17 protein-coding genes are annotated in these 22,278 nt (G+C 53.7%); 10 read left to right on the top strand and 7 right to left on the bottom strand.

The window, feature by feature from the left end:
• Nucleotides 1–2: 2 nt before the first annotated feature.
• Nucleotides 3–2,567 (top strand): aminopeptidase N, encoded by a 2,565-nt coding sequence (gene pepN, locus PHN51_04285; GenBank protein ID MDD2817997.1) that lies wholly within the window; start codon nt 3–5, stop codon nt 2,565–2,567.
• A gap of 9 nt (nt 2,568–2,576) precedes the next feature.
• On the opposite strand, the gene malQ is transcribed toward pepN, so the two are convergent.
• On the bottom strand, nt 2,577–4,718 hold the full coding sequence (gene malQ, locus PHN51_04280) for a 4-alpha-glucanotransferase (protein ID MDD2817996.1): 2,142 nt from the start codon (nt 4,716–4,718) through the stop codon (nt 2,577–2,579).
• A 9-nt stretch (nt 4,719–4,727) separates the two neighbouring features.
• Nucleotides 4,728–6,140, bottom strand: a complete 1,413-nt coding sequence (locus PHN51_04275) for an amidase (protein MDD2817995.1) — start codon at nt 6,138–6,140, stop codon at nt 4,728–4,730.
• Between the two features lie 22 nt (nt 6,141–6,162).
• Here PHN51_04275 and PHN51_04270 point away from each other — a divergent pair, with 22 nt between their 5' ends.
• Genes PHN51_04270 through PHN51_04255 form a run of 4 tightly spaced genes read left to right on the top strand, consistent with a single transcriptional unit; the run spans nt 6,163 to nt 11,804 of the window.
• The gene (locus PHN51_04270) at nt 6,163–8,238 is read left to right on the top strand and encodes a prolyl oligopeptidase family serine peptidase (protein ID MDD2817994.1); all 2,076 of its coding nucleotides are present in this window, start codon (nt 6,163–6,165) and stop codon (nt 8,236–8,238) included.
• 16 nt (nt 8,239–8,254) lie between these two features.
• Complete coding sequence (locus tag PHN51_04265) at nt 8,255–9,748, top strand: SDR family oxidoreductase (GenBank protein MDD2817993.1); 1,494 nt, start codon at nt 8,255–8,257, stop codon at nt 9,746–9,748.
• Entirely contained in the window at nt 9,745–10,152 is a 408-nt protein-coding gene (locus tag PHN51_04260; GenBank protein MDD2817992.1) for a globin, read from the top strand. The genes PHN51_04265 and PHN51_04260 overlap by 4 nt, the downstream gene beginning before the upstream one ends.
• A gap of 8 nt (nt 10,153–10,160) precedes the next feature.
• Complete coding sequence (locus PHN51_04255) at nt 10,161–11,804, top strand: glycoside hydrolase family 13 protein (protein MDD2817991.1); 1,644 nt, start codon at nt 10,161–10,163, stop codon at nt 11,802–11,804.
• Nucleotides 11,805–11,808: 4 nt separating this feature from the next.
• Here the strand turns inward: PHN51_04255 and PHN51_04250 are convergent, their stop codons facing one another.
• The 5 genes from PHN51_04250 to PHN51_04230 form a co-directional block, all read right to left on the bottom strand.
• The gene (locus PHN51_04250; protein MDD2817990.1) at nt 11,809–12,213 is read right to left on the bottom strand and encodes a hotdog domain-containing protein; all 405 of its coding nucleotides are present in this window, start codon (nt 12,211–12,213) and stop codon (nt 11,809–11,811) included.
• Nucleotides 12,214–12,215: 2 nt separating this feature from the next.
• On the bottom strand, nt 12,216–13,910 hold the full coding sequence (gene ettA, locus PHN51_04245) for an energy-dependent translational throttle protein EttA (GenBank protein MDD2817989.1): 1,695 nt from the start codon (nt 13,908–13,910) through the stop codon (nt 12,216–12,218).
• Between the two features lie 52 nt (nt 13,911–13,962).
• Nucleotides 13,963–14,508, bottom strand: coding sequence for a single-stranded DNA-binding protein (locus PHN51_04240; protein ID MDD2817988.1), 546 nt, complete (start codon nt 14,506–14,508; stop codon nt 13,963–13,965).
• 126 nt (nt 14,509–14,634) lie between these two features.
• Entirely contained in the window at nt 14,635–16,278 is a 1,644-nt protein-coding gene (hemC, locus tag PHN51_04235) for a hydroxymethylbilane synthase (GenBank protein MDD2817987.1), read from the bottom strand.
• Nucleotides 16,265–17,524 (bottom strand): glutamyl-tRNA reductase, encoded by a 1,260-nt coding sequence (locus PHN51_04230; GenBank protein MDD2817986.1) that lies wholly within the window; start codon nt 17,522–17,524, stop codon nt 16,265–16,267. Before PHN51_04230 ends, hemC begins: the two co-directional genes overlap by 14 nt.
• 113 nt (nt 17,525–17,637) lie before the next feature.
• Between PHN51_04230 and PHN51_04225 the strand changes: the two genes are divergently transcribed.
• The 5 genes from PHN51_04225 to PHN51_04205 are packed head-to-tail and all read left to right on the top strand — an operon-like array spanning nt 17,638 to nt 22,270.
• Nucleotides 17,638–18,045, top strand: a complete 408-nt coding sequence (locus PHN51_04225) for a hotdog fold thioesterase (GenBank protein MDD2817985.1) — start codon at nt 17,638–17,640, stop codon at nt 18,043–18,045.
• A gap of 9 nt (nt 18,046–18,054) precedes the next feature.
• Nucleotides 18,055–19,125 carry a uroporphyrinogen decarboxylase gene (gene hemE, locus PHN51_04220; protein ID MDD2817984.1) on the top strand — a complete coding sequence of 357 codons (1,071 nt, stop codon included), beginning with the start codon at nt 18,055–18,057 and terminating at the stop codon, nt 19,123–19,125.
• Between the two features lie 4 nt (nt 19,126–19,129).
• Nucleotides 19,130–20,500 (top strand): protoporphyrinogen oxidase, encoded by a 1,371-nt coding sequence (gene hemG, locus PHN51_04215; protein MDD2817983.1) that lies wholly within the window; start codon nt 19,130–19,132, stop codon nt 20,498–20,500.
• Between the two features lie 4 nt (nt 20,501–20,504).
• Complete coding sequence (locus tag PHN51_04210; GenBank protein MDD2817982.1) at nt 20,505–21,215, top strand: chlorite dismutase family protein; 711 nt, start codon at nt 20,505–20,507, stop codon at nt 21,213–21,215.
• The gene (locus tag PHN51_04205; protein MDD2817981.1) at nt 21,212–22,270 is read left to right on the top strand and encodes a ferrochelatase; all 1,059 of its coding nucleotides are present in this window, start codon (nt 21,212–21,214) and stop codon (nt 22,268–22,270) included. Before PHN51_04210 ends, PHN51_04205 begins: the two co-directional genes overlap by 4 nt.
• Nucleotides 22,271–22,278 lie beyond the last annotated feature (8 nt).

The raw sequence follows: 22,278 nt of genomic DNA, 5'->3' as shown, positions 1-22,278 counted from the left end.
ATATGGCGAACAACGAGAACCTCACCCGAGCAGAAGCAGCCGACCGCGCGAAGGTCATCGACTCCCACAGCTACGTGGTTGATCTTGACCTCACTGGCAGGGGCGAGACCTTCGAAGTGACCACAACGGCGACCTTCGCTTGCCGCACTCCAGGATCATCTACGTGGCTTGATCACATCGCCAACGTGAAAGCTGTTGAACTCAATGGCGTAGCCCTTGATCTCGAAACTGCCGTTGACGGTGCTCGTATTCACCTGCCAAATCTGCAGGCAGAAAACACTGTGGTTGTCGCCGCTCTTGGCGATTACATGAACACTGGCGAAGGCCTTCATCGCTTTGTTGATCCAGTGGATAACGAGACCTACCTCTACACCCAGTTTGAATCAGCAGATGCTCGCCGTATGTATGCATGTTTTGAACAGCCAGACCTCAAAGCAACCTTTGAATTACGCGTCACAGCACCAGCACATTGGCAGGTGGTTTCCAACAGCACGAGCCCTGAGCCAACTCCTGTGCGAGAAGGCGTTGCTCGTTGGGAATTTGCTGCTGCTCCACGCATGTCTACTTACATCACCGCACTAGTTGCTGGCCCGTACTTCAAGGTTGAGGATGTGTACGAAGGCGCCTATGGCACCTACCCGCTTGGCGTGTTCTGCCGCCAGTCCCTTTCGCAGTACTTGGACTCTGATGACATTTTGCTCATCACGAAACAAGGTTTTGCATTCTTTGAAGAGCAGTTCAAAGTGGGTTACCCATTTGGAAAGTACGACCAGCTCTTTGTTCCAGAGTTCAATGCAGGTGCAATGGAAAACGCAGGCTGCGTAACGTTCCTGGAAGATCTCATCTTCCGATCACGTGTAACTGATGCGGCCTATGAACAACGCGCCAACACGATTTTGCACGAGATGGCACACATGTGGTTTGGCGATTTAGTGACCATGACCTGGTGGGATGACCTTTGGCTCAATGAATCCTTCGCCGAATGGGCTGCTCACTACGCAAATGTTCACGCCACTCGTTACAACGATGCCTGGACAACATTTGCTAACCAGCGCAAGGCTTGGGCCTATCGCCAAGACCAGTTGCCTTCAACGCACCCGATTGCTGCCGACATGGTCGACCTTGATTCAGTTCGCGTGAACTTTGACGGCATCACCTACGCAAAGGGCGCTTCAGCCTTGCGTCAATTGGTGGCGTGGGTTGGTGAAGCTGAATTCTTGGCGGGCTTACAGCAGTACTTCGTCAAGCACGCGTGGAAGAACACGCAACTCCCTGATTTGCTCGTAGAACTTGAAGCAACGTCGGGGCGCGATCTTTCATCATGGACTGATGAATGGCTACGCACCAGCGGCGTGAACTTGCTGCGTCCACTCATCACTGTTGATGCTTCGGGAAACTTCACGAGCGTCGTCGTCGAGCAAGAACCACCAAGCTCACCAGCTGGCATCGCGCCAACCTTGCGATCACATCGCCTCGGCATCGGCTTGTATGACCTCAACAACGGTCGCCTCGTGCTTCGCGATCGCTTAGAAGTTGATATTTCTGGTGCAACAACCGCCATTGATGCACTCGTTGGCGTGAAGCAGCCAGATTTATTGCTGCTGAATGATGGTGACCTCACTTTCGCCAAGATTCGTCTCGATGAACGTTCATGGGCTACCGCAGTTGCTCATCTCGGCGACATGGATGACTCACTTGCTCGTGCTGTGATCTGGGGCGCGGCTTGGGACATGACACGCGATGCTGAAGTTTCAACTGGCGATTACCTCGCGCTGGTGCTCAGCGGAACCGCAACGGAATCAGATATCGGTGTTGTGCAAGGCGTGCTTCGTCAGCTCAAGAGTGCGATTGATCAATACGCCAGCGCTGATCACCGCAATGAATACAACGATCGCCTAGCCGCAGCAACACGCGAATCGGCGCAAACTGCAGTTGCCGGAAGCGATCATCAACTCGCATTTACGCGTTCGTTTATTGGTGCTGCGCGTTCAGATGCTGACTTGGCAGTGGTTGCCGGTCTCCTTGATGGATCAATCGTGTGGCAAGGGCTCGCCGTTGATACCGATCTTCGTTGGTTCATGCTCGATCGGCTTGTCACTACAGGAAAACTGGGTGATGCGGCAGTTGAAACCGAACTCAAGAGCGATGACACTGCCACCGGGCGCCGGCATGCTGCACATGCTCTTGCTGCTCGCCCAGAACTGGAAGCAAAAAACATCGCTTGGAACGATCTCTTCGAGCGCACTGATCTGCCAAACGCGCTCATTGGCGCCACGTTGGCTGGATTTGTACAACCTGAGCAGCGCGAACTCCTTGTGAACTTCCGGGAAAAGTACTTTGTTGAGATCGCGCGCATGTGGCGCGATCGCACACACGAAATTGCTCAGGAACTCACTGTTGGCTTGTATCCGTTCTTGCTTGCGGATGCAGAAACACTTCGACTCACTGACGAGTTGCTCGCAAGCGCGGCTGCAAACGATCTGGGACCAGCTGGTCGACGTTTGGTCAGTGAAGGCCGCGATGGTGTTGAACGTTCGATTCGTGCGCAAGCACGCGATCGTGCATAACTGATTACTTCACTGCGTTGACAATGCGTTGACGAAGGCCTGCGCCTGTGCACTTTTGGCTTGCAGGTCTTCTATCAACATCACTTCACCTGTTGCGTTCGTCATCGGAACGCGCCAATTTGGGTACTCCTGATCAGTACCTGGTTGGTTTTGAGCGCGACGATCACCGATCACGTCAGGTAATGAAATGCCGACGAGTCTGGCTGGAGATGCGCCTAAGGCTCGATGCAAGGCAAGTGCCACTTCGTCCAGCTCCACTTCAGAAATCGCCTGATTTTCCTGGCCCAACCACTGGCGATCTCGCAGGATGTTCACCCAATCGTCACGCTCAGATTTTGCATCCGTGCGCTCGGCATCTTCCGAGCGGGTTAGTAACCCAAGTTCGTGACGGATGCGCACATGCTCATCTCTTAAGAAACCTGCAGTAGGTGGCAAGTCATGAACAGTGACACTTGCGAGCACTTCCTTGCGCCAATGTTCGGGTGCAAGTGCGCAACCATCGTCGCCACTTTCAAACCAGAGCACTGACGTACCTAGAATTCCACGCTCTCGCAAAACATCTTGGACCCAAGGCTCAACTGTTCCCAGATCTTCACCGATCACGAGCACACCCGCGCGATGCGCTTCGAGTACGAGCAACCCGATCATCGCTTCGAAATCAAAGCGCACGAACGTTCCTTTATCGGCTTGCATGCCACTCGGCACCCACCACATGCGAAAGAGTCCCAATACGTGATCGATGCGCAACCCACCAGCGTTCCGCATCATTGCGCGCAGTAATTCTCGGTAAGGGAGGTAAGCAGCTTCCGCCAATGAAACTGGATGCCAAGGCGGCTGATGCCAATTCTGACCAAGTTGGTTGTACATATCCGGAGGAGCACCGACACCAATATTTTGCGCAAGTACATTGCGCAGCGACCAAGCATCCGAACCTTCGGGGTGAACGCCAACTGCCAGATCAAGCATGATGCCAATCGCCATGCCCGCTGATTTCGCGGCCGTTTGGGTGCGCGCGAGTTGCTCATCAACAACAAACTGCATCCACATATGAAATTGAACGTCTATGGACCGTGAAGCTGCGAATTGTGCAATCGCAGGATTCGTTACCTCGTGAAATTCCGACGGCCACGTTGATCCGTTACTGCCATACACGTCGCACAGCGTTGACCAGATCGCGAAGTTCACTAACCCTTGACCTTCACGCTGGCAGTAGTTCGCAAATTCCTGAGCCCGCTTCTTGGTGAGCCCTTCGGCGAACAACATTTCAAGTGCCGCGCGCTTTGCTGCCCACACTGCATCGCGATCAAGCAGCTCCGCACTGGAATTCATCGCACGTAGGGGTTTGGCCAATTCCTCAATACGCTTGCGGATTTTCTTGCCGGCTTCCGCATACTCCGGAAGATCTTCAATACGTAGATAGATCGGATTGGAAAAACGCCGAGAAACTGGAAGGTACGGAGACGGGGCCATTGGTTTCGTCGGTGCAGCCGCGTGCAATGGATTGATCAGCAAGAAACCTGCGCCGAAATCCTTTGCACTCCAGGTCGCAACATCAGCACAATCGTGAAGATCACCTAAACCCCACGAGTTGCGTGAACGTGTTGCATAGAGCTGTTCCATAAATCCCCACTGGCGCTCCCCTGCGATGACTTCAGGATGCAAGCGCGCCGGAGTCATTGCCATCTGAGCAGTAGCAGTTCGATCCAATGACGAAGCGTGAATCGAGTAATAACCAACGGGAAGATCGGCGGGAATCGCGAAACTCGCCTCACCAATAAGTGCGCCCTCAATCTCAACGGGCTCAACCCAGTAGTCCATCTGCGCCAAATCAGTACGGAATCCATCTTCAGCTTCAACCCAGACACTGACGGGATCGCCATGTGTCACATGCACCCACAATCGACGTTCCTGACCTTGCACTCCAACCGTGAATGCAGGCAACATGCGGCGCCAGTCGCGAGTGCGCACTCCGTCAAGCGATGCGTTGATCGCGCTTGCTGAACTGGTGTCATAGCCAAGTGATCCCAACACCGCATGCAAAGTTTCCGGAGCGATGACTACCCGTTCACCTGCCTGACCCCAATACTGCGTTGCAACACCGCATGCATCAGCCAGTTGCACGAGCTCTGGAGTCATTAAGAGTTCAGACATTGCTGTTCCTCACCACATTTCCGGATGTCGGTCATTCCAAGGCTGTGCTTGCTCAAGTTGAGCGGCTAACGCAATCAAGGTGAATTCATCAAAGGGTCTACCAATGAATTGCATTCCAATAGGAATGCCTTCATTGCTCCAATGTAAAGGCAAGGAAATTGCTGGCTGACCAGTCATATTAAAAGGTGACGTAAATGGAGTGAATTCACACTGTGCAAGGAAATCAGCTTCAGGATCGGCATCATTTCGCATTGCACCGATTGCCGGAGGCAATTGAGCAAGCGTCGGTGTGAGAATCACATCGAACATACTCATGTGCTGAATAGAGGTGCGAGCGATGGTTCGCAATTGTGTAACCGTGCGCGCCAGCTGCACACCGGATACCTGCTGACCCTTCTCATACAACCAGGTGGTGAGTGGCCGCAATTGCGCGAATTGCTCATCTTCAAACTCAATGGCTGCGGTAAGTGAACTCCACAGAATTTCAAAATACGAAAAAATATCTGAAGGAAAAGGCACTTCCATGTCGATTACTTCGTGACCAAGGGATTCAAGCAATTGCGATGTTGCCTCATACCCATGCAGCACTTCGGCATCTACCGAACAATGAGCAATGATGGGCTTTGCAAATCTTCCGATCCGCAATCGTTGAACCTCGCCACCGGCAGCCGAGAGAAAGGAACTTCCCCGGGCCAACATCGGTGCCCGAAGCTCATCGCCCACAAACGGCACACTCAGGACATCGAGAATCGCAGCTGCATCGGCAACTGTGCGGGCCAGCGGCCCTTGCACTCCAAGTTCGCCAACGCTTTCACCACTTGGCCCGTTAGATACTCGACCCCGGCTTGGCTTGATTCCCACTAGGCCGCAACAACTTGCCGGGATACGAATTGATCCACCACCATCTGATCCCACGGCAGCGGCTGCAAGCCCTGAGGCAACTGCGGATGCCGCGCCGCCGCTTGATCCACCTGCAGTACGCGCAAGAGCAAAGGGTGACCGAGCAGGTGGGGCCACGTCAGGCTCGGTGTACGAAGGCAAGCCCAACTCAGGAGTGTTGGTTTTTCCAGTGAAGACGAATCCCGCTTCCTTCATCCGGATCACCACATGATCGTCAGCATCTGGAATGAAGTGATACGCCGCAGAACCCAACCGACATTGCACCCCAGCCCAGGCGTTCAAATCCTTGGGCGGAATCACTACTCCATGCAGCAGCGAGAGGCCTACTCGATCGCGCTCAAAATCTGCCGCAGCAGCCTGCTCGCGCGCTTCATCTGGCGTGCGCAGAGCAAAGGCTCCTACGGTCGCATCGAACTGGTCGGCTCGGTCAAGGTAGTGATTGGTGAGCTCAAGCGCTGAAATTTCGCGGCGGGCAATCGCCTCTCCTTGCTCAAGTGCCGTGAGGTCATGCAACTTCGCCACGGGAGCAGCCTATGGTGAGTCCGTGACGACGCCCAAGTACCCAAATGCCATCCGTTCAACTGTTGCCGACAACTACCACGGCACCCAGGTTGCCGACCCTTATCGCTGGCTAGAAACCGCCGATAGCGCCGAGACCTCTGCGTGGGTTGCCGAGCAAGGCATCCTCATGAATGCCGAGCGCGAAACCTGGACAACCCGCGATGGCTTTGCCGATCGCATGCAAAAACTGTTGGGCGCGGGAACGATTTCACCTCCGTATTACCGCGGCGATCGCACCTTCTTTATGCGCCGTAATCCCGGTGAGCAATTTGCTTCGTTGCTCGTACTTGAAAACGGCATCAAGCGAGTACTCATTGACCCAATGGCCCTGGACCCAGATGGCTTAACCACGCTGGATAGTTGGCAGCCATCCAAGGAAGGAGATCGTCTGGCGTACCAGATTTCCGAAGGCGGTACAGAAGAGTCAGTGCTTTACGTGATGGATGTAGCCACGGGAGAAACTATTGACGGCCCACTTGATCGTTGCCGCTTCTCACCAATTGCATGGTTAGTTGGAGGCGAGGCGTTCTATTACGTGCGCCGCATTGCACCTGAACTCCTGCCAGAGTCAGAACAAAATTTCCATCGTCGCGTGTACTTGCATCACGTTGGAACCAATGAAGACATCTTGGTTTTTGGTGCCGGCATGAATATGACCAACTACTACGGCGTTCATGTGAGCCTTGATGGTCGATGGCTTGAAGTAACAGCATCAGAAGGCACCGAACCGCGAAATGACCTTTGGGTTGCAGACCTTTCTCAATCAGATCCAGAAAATCCGGCCTTCACTTTGGTGCAAGGCGACGTTGATGCACAGACCTCACTTTCCTTTGCGCGCGACGGCCGCATTTTTGTGACCACGGACCGAGATGCACCACGAGCCAAGCTTGCAGTAGCTGATCCAACTGATCTTTCATCTTGGACCGATCTCATTCCAGAAGATCCTGATGCTGTGTTTGACTCATTCGCCATTCTTGATGGCGATGAACTTGAGTTTCCAGTAATGATGGTTGCCAAGACCCGCCATGGCGTTGGCGAACTTGCCATTCATCGTGCCGACGATGGCACCTTCATTGAAAACGTGCCGCTACCAGGAGCCGGAGCCACTAGCGGCCCAGTTGAGCACATCAACGGCGGCCCGGTCATTTGGTTTGTTTACACCGATCACGCAACCGTGCCACACGTGTATCAATACGACGCTCGCACGCGCGAGGTCACGTTGTATGCAGCGCCTCCGGGAGCAGTTGAAGTGCCAAAGGTGCACTCATCACTCGTGACCTACAAGTCAAAAGATGGCACTGAAGTGCGCATGTTCATTGTTGCGCCGACTGAAGTTCCCGATCGACCTCGCCCAACGGTGCTCTATGGCTATGGCGGCTTTGGTATTCCGATGACTCCTGGCTATTCAGCCGCAACGCTTGCGTGGGTTGAAGCCGGAGGCGTGTGGGCTGTTGCCTGTTTACGCGGCGGTGGCGAAGAAGGCGAAGAGTGGCATCGCGATGGCATGCTCGATAAGAAGCAGAACGTGTATGACGATTTCCACGCTGCTGCGCAATACCTGGCAAATGAAGGTTGGACAACCCCTGAGCAACTTGCCATTTATGGCGGCTCAAATGGAGGGCTCCTTGTCGGCGCAGCAATGACTCAACAACCACAGCTCTTCAATGCCGTGGTCTGTGTAGCTCCGTTGCTCGACATGATTCGCTATGTCACCTCTGAACTTGGCCCGACCTGGACCGTGGAGTACGGCAATCCCGATGATGCCGAACAATTCAATTGGCTCATCAACTACTCGCCGTATCACTGCGTTAAAGAAGGCTCGGACTATCCAGCCACCATGATTGCCGTGTTCGACAATGACACTCGCACAGATCCAATGCACGGACGCAAAATGGTTGCCGCCCTTCAACATGCGACTGCTGGCGAACGCCCGATCCTGCTGCGCACTGAAGGTAACGTTGGCCACGGAGCTCGCTCAATGAGCAAGTCCATTGAAGAGTCGGCCGAGACTCTTGCTTTCATGGCCAAATGGACGGGCATGCAAGGAGCAGCGGAGTAGCGCATAGTCTTCACACATGACTCGCTGCCTGGTGACCGGTGCAACTGGTTACGTGGGCGGGCGCCTGATTCCTGAACTTCTTGCCAAAGGCTATGAAGTCCGAGTGCTGGCGCGGTCACCTGAAAAACTTCGAGATATTCCTTGGAGCGAACAGGTTGAAATTGTTACGGGCGATGCCTTAGATCCTGATGCAGTCAATACCGCACTGAACGATGTTGATGTTGCTTACTACCTTTTACATTCCTTGCAACAAGGTCCTGATCTTGAAGCGAGCGAAGTTGCGATGGCCAAAGTTTTTGCCGACGCCGCCAAACAACAACGCGTGGGCAAACTCATTTATCTCGGCGGACTCGCACCAGTTCTTGATGAAGCCGACATGTCACCGCATATGCGATCGCGGGTTCATGTTGGTCAAACTCTGCGCGATAGCGGAGTACCGATGATCGAATTACGAGCTGCAGTCATTATTGGTTCAGGATCGGCGTCATTTGAAATGTTGCGCTACCTGACTGAACGCTTGCCAGCAATGATCACACCTCGCTGGGTGCGCACGAAAACTCAACCCATCGCGATTCGCGATGTCTTGCGATACCTAGTAGAAAGCGCAGCGCTTCCACCTGAAGTCAGTCGGGCCTTCGATATCGGCGGACCTGATGTGATGACCTATCAAGGCATGATGCAGACCTACGCCAAAGTAGCTGGTCTTCGCCGCCGCATCATCTTGCCGATCAACTTGCTCTCGCCTCAGTTATCTAGCCACTGGATCAATCTGGTCACACCTGTTCCACGATCAATTGCTCGCCCACTCGTGCGTTCATTACGCCATCCCGCGGTGTGCACTAATGACGACATTAAGCAGTACATCCCTGATCCCGAAGGCGGGTTGTTGACCTTTGCGGATGCTGTCGGACGAGCACTCACTCGAATTCGTGATGCGAAAGTTACTACTCGATGGAGTGGTGCATCACTGAGCGGAACACCCAGTGAGCCGCTACCTACTGATCCATCGTGGTCAGGCGGAACTCTCTACAACGACGTTCGCGTTGTGGAATCAACCGCTACACCTGAGGAACTTTGGCACGCTGTCGAGCGCATTGGTGGTGACAACGGTTGGTATGCGGCCAACTTCCTGTGGTGGGTGCGTGGAGTCTTTGACAAAGCCATTGGTGGGGTGGGCTTACGTCGAGGACGCCGCGATCCCAACACTTTGCTCGTTGGTGAACCGGTCGATTTCTGGCGCGTTGAAGAACGCACCTACCCATCGCTTCTCCGCTTACGTGCAGAAATGAAAATGCCAGGAAAGGCCTGGCTTGAGTTTCGGGTGGAACCTGGAGCCAATGGCGGTTCGGTCCTCCATCAACGGGCGGTGTTTTGGCCTCGCGGACTCGCGGGCCACAGTTATTGGTGGGCTGTTGCCCCATTCCATGCCTTTGTCTTTCCACCCATGGCCAGACGAATCGTGGAGCAGGCGCAAACGTTTACAGAGGAATCAGGCACAATAAGGCAATGAGCACAGCGCCCACTCCGTATGAACTCTTCGGTGGTGCTGCGTTCTTTCAGAGTTTGGTTCACGCCTTCTACGAGCGCGTGGCTCGGGATCAAATCCTGCGTCCGATGTACCCCGAAGATGACCTTGGACCAGCAGAACAGCGCCTGTTGATGTTCCTCGAGCAATATTGGGGCGGACCAAAAACCTATAGTGACGAACGCGGTCATCCACGATTGCGCATGCGCCATGCGCCATTTCCTGTTGATTCCATTGCGCGTGATCGCTGGCTGAGCCTGATGCACGATTCACTTGTTGAACAAAAACTTCCCGCTGCGCATGAAGAAGAACTCTGGCAGTACTTCGTTGCTGCAGCATTTGGCATGCAAAACATTTATGACGATCGCCCATCACCCTTTGAAAGCTAAGGATTGAGATGAACAATCCCAACTGGTGGCGTGACGCCGTCATTTATCAGATTTATCCTCGCTCGTTTGTGGATGCAGATGGCGATGGCATGGGTGATGTTCAAGGAATCATCAGCCGCTTGGATTACTTGCAGTCACTCAACATTGACGCCTTGTGGATTTCACCGTTTTACGCATCACCTCTACATGATGGCGGTTATGACGTAGCTGACTACCGAGTCATTGATCCACGCTTGGGCACCGTTGATGAAGTGAAAGAAATGCTTGATCAAGCACATGCGCGAAACCTCAAAGTTTTCTTTGACTTAGTTCCTAACCACACGAGCGTTGATCATGCGTGGTTCCAAGAAGTATTGAATGACCCTCCCGGCTCACCCTCATGGGATCGCTACATGATTCGAGAAGGCAAGGGTGCCAACCGAGAGTTACCGCCGAATAACTGGACAAGTGTCTTTCACGGAGCCGGCTGGACTCAGCTTGAATATGCGGGAAAATCAACTGGATATTGGTACTTGCACATCTTCGATACATCACAGCCTGACCTGAACTGGGAAAACCCTGAAGTCATTGAAGAGTTCCATTCAATTTTGCGCTTCTGGTTTGACCTTGGTGTTGATGGCTTCCGCATCGATGTTGCGCATGGCCTGCGCAAAGATCCTGCGCTCCCTGATGTTGTTCTTGATCAATCAAATCCTGATTTTGAATTATTGCGCCCCTACTGGGATCAAGACAGCGTGCATGAGGTGTACCGAGGTTGGCGCGAAATCGCTGACGAGTACCCCGACAAGCGAGTCTTCTGCGGTGAAGCATGGGTGGCAACAGAAGAGCGTCTCTCGCTCTATTTACGCAATGATGAATTGCATACCTGCTTCAACTTCAACTACCTGCAAGCTGGGTGGGATGCAATAAAGATGCATGAAGTGATTGACCAGACAATTGCGACGCACGCAAAGGTCGGCGCTCCCCCAACGTGGGTGCTGTCCAATCACGATGTGATTCGGCATCGCACTCGCTTAGCACCGATTGTCGATGGTGAACCAGACCTTGAGCGCGGACTTGCTCGGGCGCGCGCTGCAACCTTGTTTGCGCTTTCGCTTCCAGGTTCTGCGTACATCTATCAAGGTGAAGAACTCGGACTTGAGGAAGTCACAGATCTGGCTCCTGAAGTGCGCCAAGATCCCGCTTGGCTACGCAGTGGCGGTACTGATGGCAAGCGCGATGGCTGCCGCGTGCCACTTCCTTGGGATGCCAGCTCATCAAGTTTTGGGTTCAGCGCAAATGGTGAATCTTGGCTGCCGCTCCCTGCACATTGGGCTGAGCTGACGGTTGCGCAACAAAGCGATGATCCAGATTCAACCTTGAACTTTTATCGCCGCACGCTTGCGTTACGTAAAGCCGAACCAAGTTTGGGTGAGGGCCCATTGCAGTGGCTTGATGCACGAAATCCAGAAGTCTTAGCCTTCCAACGAGGCGAAACTGCAACTGCGGTTGTTTCCGTCATCAATCTTGGCGATGACCTCGTTCATTTACCCGCAAATTTGGGCACTGAAGTGCTTGCGACTTCAGGTGATGCCGTTGCAGTACTCGACACCTCAGATGGTCAACATGTAGTGATCGGTGGAGAAACTGCGGTGTGGCTGCGCGCGAAGTAAGGAATTACTTCGCAGGAGCTTCCAGATGTGATTCGAGAATTGCTCGAACATCTTCTGGAATAGGGCGCGAACCACCGTTGCCCGTTGACACCATGGTTCCCACTGCGGTGAGCGAAACGCGCCCTTGCTCGTCATACAGCACATAGGAAATGTCGTATGAGCTGTTTCCAATGCGGGAAACCCAAGCATCAAGTGGCACTGGCTCATAGCCATGAAGCAGTGACACCTTGTAGTTGATTTCCATCTTTGCAACAACCTGTGAGAACCCAGGTGCAAGGTCGCCAAGAAGCACATTCTTTAGGTTCACCCGCGCCTCTTGGATGTACTCGCTGTACTTCACATTGTTGACATGGCCCTGGCCATCAAGATCAGCAATGCGTCGTTGCATCATCATTCGAACAACAGTCATGTTTATCCTCGTGTGAGTTTGCGGTAGGTCGCACGATGCGGACGAGCCGCTTCTGCACCTAGACGCTCGATCTTGTTCTTCTCGTAGCTCTCGAAGTTTCCTTCGTACCAGAACCACTGTGAATCACCTTCGTACGCGAGAATGTGCGTAGCGATGCGATCCAAGAACCAGCGATCGTGCGAGGTAATAACAGCACATCCAGGGAACTCAAGGAGTGCGTTTTCCAAAGAACCCAAGGTTTCAACATCGAGGTCGTTCGTTGGTTCGTCAAGCAGCAACAGGTTGCCACCCATTTTCAGCGTGAGCGCGAGGTTCAAGCGGTTGCGCTCACCACCGGAAAGTACGCGTGATGGCTTTTGCTGATCTGGGCCCTTGAAACCGAACACCGAGACATAGGCACGGGAAGGCATTTCAACGTTTCCGACCTTGATCCAGTCAAGACCGTCAGAAACAACTTCCCAGACATTCTTTTCTGGATCCAAACCGCCACGGTTCTGATCAACGTATGAAAGCTTGACGGTGTCACCAACCTTAAGTTCACCACTCGTTGGCTTCTCATCAACGTCGGTGCCACCAGTTGCAGCATCCACGATCATCTTGAAGAGCGTGGTCTTACCAACACCGTTAGGTCCGATCACACCAACAATGCCGTTGCGTGGAAGTGTGAAGGAAAGATCATCAATAAGAATGCGATCGCCGAAGGCTTTCGTCAGGTTCTTGGCCTCAACAACAACTGAACCCAAGCGCGGGCCAGGTGGAATCTGAATTTCTTCCATGTCGAGCTTGCGTGCCTTGTCGGCTTCTGCTGCCATTTCCTCGTAGCGGCCAAGACGAGCACGGCTCTTTGTCTGACGAGCCTTGGCATTCGAACGAACCCAAGAAAGTTCGTCGGTCAAACGCTTTTGCAGCTTCAGGTCCTTGGCACCTTCAACCTTCAAACGGGTTGCCTTGGTATCGAGGTATGTGGAGTAGTTACCTTCGTACGGGAAGGCGCGACCGCGGTCGAGTTCCAAAATCCATTGCGCAACATTGTCCAGGAAGTACCTATCGTGGGTAATCGCGATCACGGTGCCTGGGTACTTCTCAAGGTGCTGTTCCAGCCAGTTCACACTCTCAGCGTCAAGGTGGTTGGTTGGTTCGTCGAGTAGTAGGAGATCAGGCTGACGAAGCAAGAGCTGGCAGAGCGCCACGCGACGCTTCTCGCCACCAGAAAGCACGCCGATTTCTGAATCTGGCGCTGGGCAGCGAAGTGCATCCATGGCTTGTTCAAGCTGAGCATCGAGATCCCAAGCATTGCGGTGATCAATAGCTTCTTGGAGCTGACCCATTTCAGCAAGGAGTGCATCGAAATCTGCGTCTGGGTTCGACATTTCAGCGGAGATCGCATTGAAGCGATCAACCATGCCCTTGGTTTCGGCAACACCGTCTTGCACGTTTTCTAGGACTGTTTTGGTTTCATCGAGCTTTGGTTCCTGCTGGAGGAAACCCACGGTGAATCCCTCGTGGAGCTTGGCTTCGCCATTGGAAACGTCGTCCATGCCGGCCATGATCTTCAGCAAGCTGGACTTACCAGCACCGTTTGGGCCCACCACGCCGATCTTGGCGCCAGGGAGAAACGAGAGGGTCACATCGTCAAGCACAACCTTGTCGCCGTGTGCTTTGCGTGCCTTACTGAGGGTGTAAATGAACTCGGCCATAACCGGTGAGCCTAACGGCCCAGCGGTTATGGCCGAGTTTTGGGCAGATTGATCAGACTCCAACGGGGATGGATTCCATCTGATCTGCCGCGATTCGGGCGTAGTCCTCTAGCAACTCACCGGTTTCCGGGTCGACGCCCTCCGGGATGTCATCGACCTCGGCAAGTGCCAAGGCTGCGCCCTGCAGATCAGCAATGAGTCGCTCTTCGCTTTCCACTACTGACTGCCGCTTCACTCGAGTGAAGGCTGCAACGCCCCGCGTCAGGTCTGGCCCAACGGAGCGAGCTTCAATATCTTGGTAACGAATCTTGTGGCTGGCATCGCCACAAGCACGTTCCACTTCACGGGATCGCAAGCGTCCGTGCACCACCACCGGCATCCCCTTGGTAACCGATTGAACGACGTTTTGTGCCATATCGCGCCAGCAGCTCACGCCAAAGTAATGCGTATCGCTATCGATCCACCGATCCGTGGTGCGATCAAAGCGACGTGGGGTGCAAGCGATGCGGAACGAGGCGACCGGATCACCTGCTGAACTGAATCGAAGTGAGACATCGCTGACTACGTTGCCAACAACCGTCAAAGTTATGTCGTGCATACATCCTCCAAGGTGCGAACCGAGTGTGTTCTCGATGGCGCAACTGTGCGAGAAAGGGTGAACCCATCGCTATGGGCAAAATGAATCTGTGGATGAGATCCGGGAAAATCGGACTCGGTGGATAACTTATGAATTCAAAGCGTGATGAATGGCTGCGGCCATGTCTTCGGCAGCCGGCGAGTCCGAGATCGCAGCGACGTGAAAACCCAGTTCAGTTGCAGCAGCGGCTGTTGTTGGCCCGGAAACGACGACAGGAACTTGCGGAGCGCTGCCATATTTCTGATGCACAGCGCGTGCAGCACTTGGTGAGCGCAGAATCAGCGCGCCGATGTGATCTTGTTCGAGCAACAAAGTCGATACAGGCACATGCGCGACAACTGTTGTTTCGTACACAACACCTTCGTGAACTGTTGCACCACTAGCACTTAAGCCATCAGGAAGTGCACGCATGGCGATACTGCCGTGCGGAAAAAGAATTGAACCAACACCGTCAGGCATTTCCTTAAGTAAGCCGGCAGCGGATGGTTCGCGCGGAATGAGATCAACGTCAACGCCGAGTGCACGAACTGTTTCGGCTGTTTTTGCACCAACCACTGCGATTTTCATGCCGCGTTGAGTTGCATCCTTGAATGCTGTTGCAAGTTCATCTCGACCAACCAAATTGGCCCAACTTGGTATCGCCACTTGCGACGTCACAACAAACCAATCGACTCCGACACGCAACTGGGCGAGCATGCGATTCGCATCAACACTCGATGCAGATTGAGTCATGTGTAAATAGGAGTCAGTGATTGACGAAATACCCAGCGACTTCAACGCTGACGCATCAGCTTCGTTATCACTCGCGCGCACTAACAACACGGGCTTATGTTCACTCGGTCGAAGGAGCTCCGCCGCCGCACGCAAGCCCATCGCTCTGGCTTGCATCACATCGGTTACTGCCAGTGATTCACGCAGATGCACTCTCGACCGTTCGTCACGATCAAAGAGTTCTGCAGTGAGCACCAACTGCGCACCATCAAAGGTTGCATAGGCGCCGATTGCTGTGGTGCATTCAGCATTGATACCAACCAGGACTTCGCGTTCTGCTGCAGTGGTGATGCGCGAGACTGGATCTTGTAGTTGAGCTATGAAGCTTTCTAACTCATCGCCTGAGCGACATTCAATTGCAAGAGCGCCCTGAGCTGGTGCAGGCACTACTTCTAGCGGATCAAGAATCTCGCTGATCATTTCCGTCCGACCAATGCGCGCAATGCCGGCGTAGGCCAATACCACCGCATCAACGTCGCCGTCAATTGCTTTGCGCATGCGGGTGTCGATATTGCCGCGAATCGGTTCGATCTGAAGGTCTGGGCGTTGCGCCAACAACATTGCAGCGCGACGCGGCGAGCTCGTGCCAACCTTTGCACCATGTGGCAAGGTTGCGAAGGTCAAATCATCACGACACACCAACACGTCGCGCGGATCCTCGCGAAGCGGCACGGCTGCAAGCGTGATGCCAGGTTCAGGTGCGCTTGGTAAGTCTTTGAATGAATGCACGATCACGTCCACTTCACCAGCAATGAGTGCGCGACGCAAGGTTGAAACAAACAAACCTGGGTTACCAGGTTGGTTCAGCGAAGTCGTGGTGTCATCACCAGGAGTGCGAATAAGGATTTCTTCCCACTCGCGATGAGTAATTGCAGCAAGCGCATTACCCACTGTTGCTGATTGGGTTCGAGCAAGAAGGCTGGCGCGCGTGCCGAGTCGAATCGGATTAGCCGCGGGCATCGAGTTCAATACCAAAGAGCGTGTGGATTGCCTTTTGGTAGTCAGCGAACTCACCTGTGCGTGCAAGTTCCTGAGCACGAACCGATGGCGTGTGCAAGATGGAATTTGAAACGCGGTGGAGTGCTCGCGCTACTTCTTCTGCGGTTTCTGCATCAACGCGAGTACTGATGCGTTCCAACTCTTCATTGATGATCGACATCACGTGTTGGCGCATCGCGACAACAGCATGGTCAGCGGTGCGGCCTGACTCTGAGAGCTCAAACTCCGAGACAGCTTGAAGCACGATGTCCTGAGCTTCAAGAATTGCCGATGAATGTTCACGCGGAGCAAATTCTCGAATCACTTCAAGATTAATCACATCCGCACATTCGCAAGTTGTGACATCGGGATCAATATCTGGCGAAAGTGCTAAGTCAATGATTGGTACAACTGGGTGAGCAGTCTTATCGCGAAGGACATGTGCGCGTTCCATCAATTCACGATTGATCAAGTACTCGGCAGACCCGCTGCACGCAGCGATGATGTCTGCACTCGCAACTGCGGCGACCAATCCTTCAGGGCCGACTGGCGAGACTTCTCGATTTTGTGCAAATTGATTTGCACGTCCAGATGATGAGTACACCTGAATGTCAACACAACCACGCTTTTGTAGAGCAGCGGTAACAACCCGAGCATACGAACCTGTGCCAAGCACAAGAGCACGGCGACCAGCAACAGACCCATAACGCTGCTCAGCAACATCAAGACCAACACTGACGATTGAACGCCCAGCAGCGCCCAAGCCCGTAGAGCTGGTTACTGACTTCGAAGTTGCTAGTGCACGTTGCATTAAGCGTTCAAGGCTTGGGGACGTTGTGCCTTCAGTTTGCGCCGTCGCCAATGCTTGGCGCACCTGGCCGGCGATCTCATCTTCGCCAACGACCATGGACTCAAGACCAGAGGCAACGGAGAAGAGGTGCTGACCAACGGCAGTGCCAACCACGACGCGCATCGCGTCGACAACGAAACCTGAATCAAGCCCAGCGGCTTGAGCAACAGAAGATGTCGTGAGTTCAACTGCATCATGAAAGCGCTCGAGGTCGAGATAGATTTCAAAGCGATTGCACGTGGAGAGAACGACTGCGCCTTTGATGTCCGCACTAGCAGCGGTTAATCGAGGAGCCAACCCTTCGGTGGCTAATGCCAAGCGACTGACTTCATCAAGGGTGACGTCATGGTGGCTTGCACCAAGCATCACCATGACCATGTCCGGATTCTACGGTGAATTGGCCTCAAGCGCGCCCGCGGTGCGGGAAGTGTGACCCATGACCTAGATGTGGACATTCAAGCCGACTTTCCCTCACGATCTAGACTTGCGCCATGACCGCACCAGAGTTGCCCTACCCGCAGATAGACGGCACCTTGATGGAAAGCATGGGTATGGTCATTACCCACGTGGAGCCAGGTTGCGTGAAGGCCTCGATGCCAGTCATGGGCAACCTTCAGCCGTACGGCCTCCTTCACGGAGGCGCCAATGCCGCCCTTGCTGAGACCGTGGGCTCCATTGCAGGGGGGATGCACGCTGGCTCAGATGGCGTTTCCCTTGGACTTGAGCTCAACTGCACCCACCACAAAGCGGTCCGAACCGGATCTGTCCATGCTGTGGCTACCCCAATCCACGAGGGCAGTAGCACCGCCACCTACGGCATCGTCATTACCGATGACGAGGGCAACCTCACTTGCACTGCTCGCCTCACCTGTGTGATTCGCAAGCGTGCCCGCAACTAAGTTGATGCCATGACTTCCCTCGACGCCCTTCCCTTGGAGCATCCGCTCATTTCTGGGCGCACCGCGAACTCACCATTAATTACGGCCTACCGCGGCGGGCGACCAGCCACGCGTCCGATCTGGATGATGCGTCAAGCCGGTCGTTCACTACCTGAATACCGTGCGCTACGCGAAGGCACCGCAATGCTGGATTCCTGCCTTCGGCCAGACATGGCCGCAGAGATCACCTTGCAACCCGTTCGCCGCCACAAGGTTGACGCAGCAATTTTCTTTAGCGACATCGTGATTCCACTGAAGCTTGCCGGCATTGATGTCGACATTGTTGCTGGCGTTGGCCCAGTGATGGGCGAAGCAATTCGCACTGCCGAGCAAGTGCGCAATCTTCCTGAACTCGATCCAGCAGCACTCGCGCCAATCATTGAAACTGTGGGAATCGTTACTGCAGAACTCGACACCACTCCTTTGATTGGTTTTGCGGGTGCCCCATTCACGTTGGCTTCATATTTAGTTGAAGGCCGACCCTCGCGCGAATATCTGCATACAAAAGCACTGATGCGTGATGAGCCAGAAACATGGCATGCATTGCTCGCATGGGTTTCTCGTGTCACTGGAACGTTTTTACGCACACAGGCAATCGCTGGGGCCAGCGCACTTCAACTTTTTGACTCATGGGCTGGCGCACTCACACTTGATGAGTACACGGAATTTGTTGCACCACATTCCGCTGCGGTAATGAGCATGGTTGATGACCTTCCTGTTCCACGAGTCCACTTTGGAACCAAGACTGGTCACTTGCTTGTTGCAATGCGCGATGTTGGTGCAACCGTGGTTGGTGTTGATCAATTCACCCCTCTTGATGTTGCAAACGAGATGCTCGGTGGAACAACACCGTTGCAGGGAAACATTGATCCTGAACTTCTCAGTGGCCCGTGGGAAGCGTTGGAAGCCAATGTTCGCGATGTATTGCAACGCGGCTTGAGCGCGCCTGGCCACGTGGTCAACCTTGGCCATGGCGTTCCACCTGAAACTGATCCAGATGTATTAACTCGCATGGTTGCTCTCGTTCACGAGGAAGGCTAGAACCTTGGCTCGTCGCTTTGATGTCGTGATTGTTGGCGGCGGAATAAGCGGTCTTGTTGCTGCGCGCACAGCGGCAACTCAAGGAAAATCTGTATGCCTCATTGAAGCGAGCGATCGATTCGGTGGTGCAATTCAGGGATTAACACTCGGTGGCGTGACCGTCGATGTTGGCGCTGAAGCCTTTGCAATCGCTCGGCCAGAAACTCTTGATCTGATCAAAGAGCTCGGCCTTGGCGATCAAGTGATTGCACCTCGTCGATCTGATTCACGCCTAGTTGTTCCCCAAGGAACCTTCCCGATGCCGCATGCACTCTTGGGAATTCCCACAAATCCCCTTGCTGATGACATCGTGGCGATCATTGGTAAAGAAGCTGCTCAGCGTGCTGCCGAACTTGACGCACAACCGGTACCAACGAACTGGGATCCCGAACTCACTCTTGGTGCACTTGTGCGCTCGCGTCTAGGTGACGAAGTAACTGATTACATCACTACGCCAGTTGTAGGCGGCGTACATGCATTGCACCCTGATCTTGCTGAAGCAGAAGCGCTGATGCCGGGCATTACAGCGGCAACACAAAAACACGGCGGACTTGCAAATGCTGCTGCAGCAATTCGCGCAGCCTCAGGAGTACCCGGTGCCGCAGTGAACGGACTTGTTGGTGGGATGTCACAACTCATCGATGCCCTAGTTGCCGATCTAGAACACATGAATGTTGAATTGATCGTCAATACGCCAGTGAGTGATGTCAGTGCTAGCGGAGCAACATGGACGATCACGACAAAATCGGAAGCATTTGAAACGGAACATGCCGTTGTTGCCCTTGCTGCACACGCAGCAGCGCCGGTGTTGTCATCAATTCCCGCAATTCAAGAGCCGCTCTCACGGATCACTGGTGGTGACGTCGTTGTATTCGCCGCAGTTGTCTCAACACCACTTCTGGATGAAGACCCGCTGGGCTCCGGTGCTCTTATCGCACCAAGCACTCCCAAGATCCAAGCCAAGGCGATCACGCACGCATCAGCGAAATGGGAATGGATTCGCCAGGCCTATGGTCCTGGCCGTCATGTGGTTCGACTTTCCTATGGTCGTGATGGCGTGATTAAGGAAAGGATCGAAGATCTGCCAACGATCGCCCATGCAGATCTTGAACTTCTCTTGGGGGCATCTCTTCCGGCCTTCGAAACCACGCACGCTGCGCGTTGGACTGGTTCACTTGTTCACCCTCGTGTTGGGCATCGAGCCAAGGTTTCAGCCCTCAAGGCTGCCGAAGCCCAAACCAAAGGCCTTTCTTTAGCAATTGCAGGTCTTGCCGGCAACGGTTTGGCTGGCACCATTAGCCAAGCGCGCGCCACTATGAACGAAGTGAGAAACTAGCCCCATGACTACTTCTGATGTCCGCATTGCATCTAAACCAAAGCTCACAGCACGCGAGGCAAATGAAACCATTCGCTACACCTGCTGGACCGCGTTCAAGCGCATCTACCGCCCAGAAGAGTCTGCTCTTGCAGAGTTCAACACCTTGCTTGAAAGCTGGGCATCCCGTGACATCACCGTGCGCGGTCTTTATGACATTTCAGGGCTACGCGCCGATTCAGATGTGATGACTTGGCTGCATGCGCCAACAGCAGATGCCATTCAGCAAGCACTTCGCGAACTTCGTCAGTCTCAACTTGGTCAATCGTTGGAAATGACATGGTCAGGCATGGGTATGCATCGCCCAGCTGAATTCAATAAGTCACACGTACCTTCATTCATGCTCGGCAAGGAACCAAAGGATTGGATCTCGGTCTATCCATTCGTGCGCTCATACGAGTGGTACTTGCTCCCTGAAGATGAGCGCCGCGAAATGCTGTTCGAGCACGGAATGATGGGCCGTGATTTTGGTGGGATTCTTTCCAACACTGTTGCCGCGTTTGCGCTTGGTGACTACGAATGGCTTCTTGCTCTTGAATCAGATGACCTTGACGAAATCGTAGACATGATGCGCACCTTGCGTTCAGCAAAGGCTCGCCTGCATGTTCGCGAAGAGATTCCTTTCTTCACCGGTCGCCGTGTTGATGCGGCTACTTGGGTTGCCAGCCTGCAATGACCTACGACGCGATTCTGCTTGCATCATTTGGTGGGCCAGAAGGCCCTGACGACGTCATTCCTTTCTTAGAAAATGTCACTGCAGGTCGCAACATTCCGCGAGAACGCCTAGAGGTTGTTGGACAGCATTACTTTCGCTTTGGGGGCGTGAGCCCTATCAATCAACAAAACCTTGATTTGATCGATGAACTTCGACATGAATTAAAGGATCGCGGCGTCAACCTTCCGATCTATTTTGGTAATCGCAACTGGAAGCCGTACTTCGTAGACGCAATCAACGACATGCAAGCCGATGAACGCACCAACGTATTGGCCATCGGCACAAGTGCGTATTCCTCATACAGCGGGTGTCGCCAATATCGCGAGAACATCGCAAAGGCCCTCACTGAAACTTCTAGTGATATCAACATTTCAATGGCGCACCCATACGGCAATCGCCTTGGATTTCGCACGAAGCCAGCAAGCGTGCTTATTGATGCATTGAAGTTTCTTATTTCAGAAAATCACCTTGAGCCGGCAATTCAGATTCTTTTCACTACGCATTCCATTCCTACTGACTCTGCATTGAAGTCAGGCCCGGAACCATTCGTTGAACCTGGCGAATACGTCCGTCAACATGAAGAAGTCATGAACGACATGATGAAAATGGTGAACATCAGCACGTTGATGAAGCCACCTCATCGATTGGTCTTCCAATCACGCAGTGGCCGCCCTACAGATCCTTGGCTCGAACCAGACATCAATGACGTGATCCGCGAGCTCGGTGCCGCAGGGGAAACCACAGCAGTGGTGGTCGTGCCCATCGGATTCATCAGCGATCACATGGAAGTCATCTGGGATCTTGATAACGAGGCAATGGCCACCGCCGAAGAAGCCAACCTGATGTTCGTGCGCATCCCCACCCCAGGGATTGATAAGGATTTCGTAGCGGCATTGGCGGATGTGGTGGAAGACGCCCTCTATGACGGCACTACCCGAAGCACCCCTGCTGGCCTGTGCTCTGGCACCTGCTGCCCCAACCCCCGAGCAGATTTGGCCACGATCCCCGGGGTCTAGGCTGATTC

Source organism: Candidatus Nanopelagicales bacterium (assembly GCA_028687755.1).
In the GTDB taxonomy this organism is placed as follows: domain Bacteria; phylum Actinomycetota; class Actinomycetes; order S36-B12; family S36-B12; genus UBA11398.
Note: the sequence above shows the minus strand (reverse complement) of the source record. Positions and strands in the feature narration are given on the sequence as shown.

Excerpts from the sequence above, each read along its gene's own strand:
- PHN51_04255 (MDD2817991.1), top strand. The coding sequence starts at position 10,161 with ATGAACAATCCCAACTGGTGGCGTGACGCCGTCATTTATCAGATTTAT.
- ettA (MDD2817989.1), bottom strand. The coding sequence starts at position 13,910 with ATGGCCGAGTTCATTTACACCCTCAGTAAGGCACGCAAAGCACACGGC.
- PHN51_04225 (MDD2817985.1), top strand. The coding sequence starts at position 17,638 with ATGACCGCACCAGAGTTGCCCTACCCGCAGATAGACGGCACCTTGATG.
- hemE (MDD2817984.1), top strand. The coding sequence starts at position 18,055 with ATGACTTCCCTCGACGCCCTTCCCTTGGAGCATCCGCTCATTTCTGGG.
- hemC (MDD2817987.1), bottom strand. The coding sequence starts at position 16,278 with ATGCCCGCGGCTAATCCGATTCGACTCGGCACGCGCGCCAGCCTTCTT.
- malQ (MDD2817996.1), bottom strand. The coding sequence starts at position 4,718 with ATGTCTGAACTCTTAATGACTCCAGAGCTCGTGCAACTGGCTGATGCA.
- pepN (MDD2817997.1), top strand. The coding sequence starts at position 3 with ATGGCGAACAACGAGAACCTCACCCGAGCAGAAGCAGCCGACCGCGCG.
- PHN51_04240 (MDD2817988.1), bottom strand. The coding sequence starts at position 14,508 with ATGCACGACATAACTTTGACGGTTGTTGGCAACGTAGTCAGCGATGTC.
- PHN51_04230 (MDD2817986.1), bottom strand. The coding sequence starts at position 17,524 with ATGGTCATGGTGATGCTTGGTGCAAGCCACCATGACGTCACCCTTGAT.
- PHN51_04205 (MDD2817981.1), top strand. The coding sequence starts at position 21,212 with ATGACCTACGACGCGATTCTGCTTGCATCATTTGGTGGGCCAGAAGGC.
- PHN51_04210 (MDD2817982.1), top strand. The coding sequence starts at position 20,505 with ATGACTACTTCTGATGTCCGCATTGCATCTAAACCAAAGCTCACAGCA.
- PHN51_04250 (MDD2817990.1), bottom strand. The coding sequence starts at position 12,213 with ATGACTGTTGTTCGAATGATGATGCAACGACGCATTGCTGATCTTGAT.
- PHN51_04260 (MDD2817992.1), top strand. The coding sequence starts at position 9,745 with ATGAGCACAGCGCCCACTCCGTATGAACTCTTCGGTGGTGCTGCGTTC.
- PHN51_04265 (MDD2817993.1), top strand. The coding sequence starts at position 8,255 with ATGACTCGCTGCCTGGTGACCGGTGCAACTGGTTACGTGGGCGGGCGC.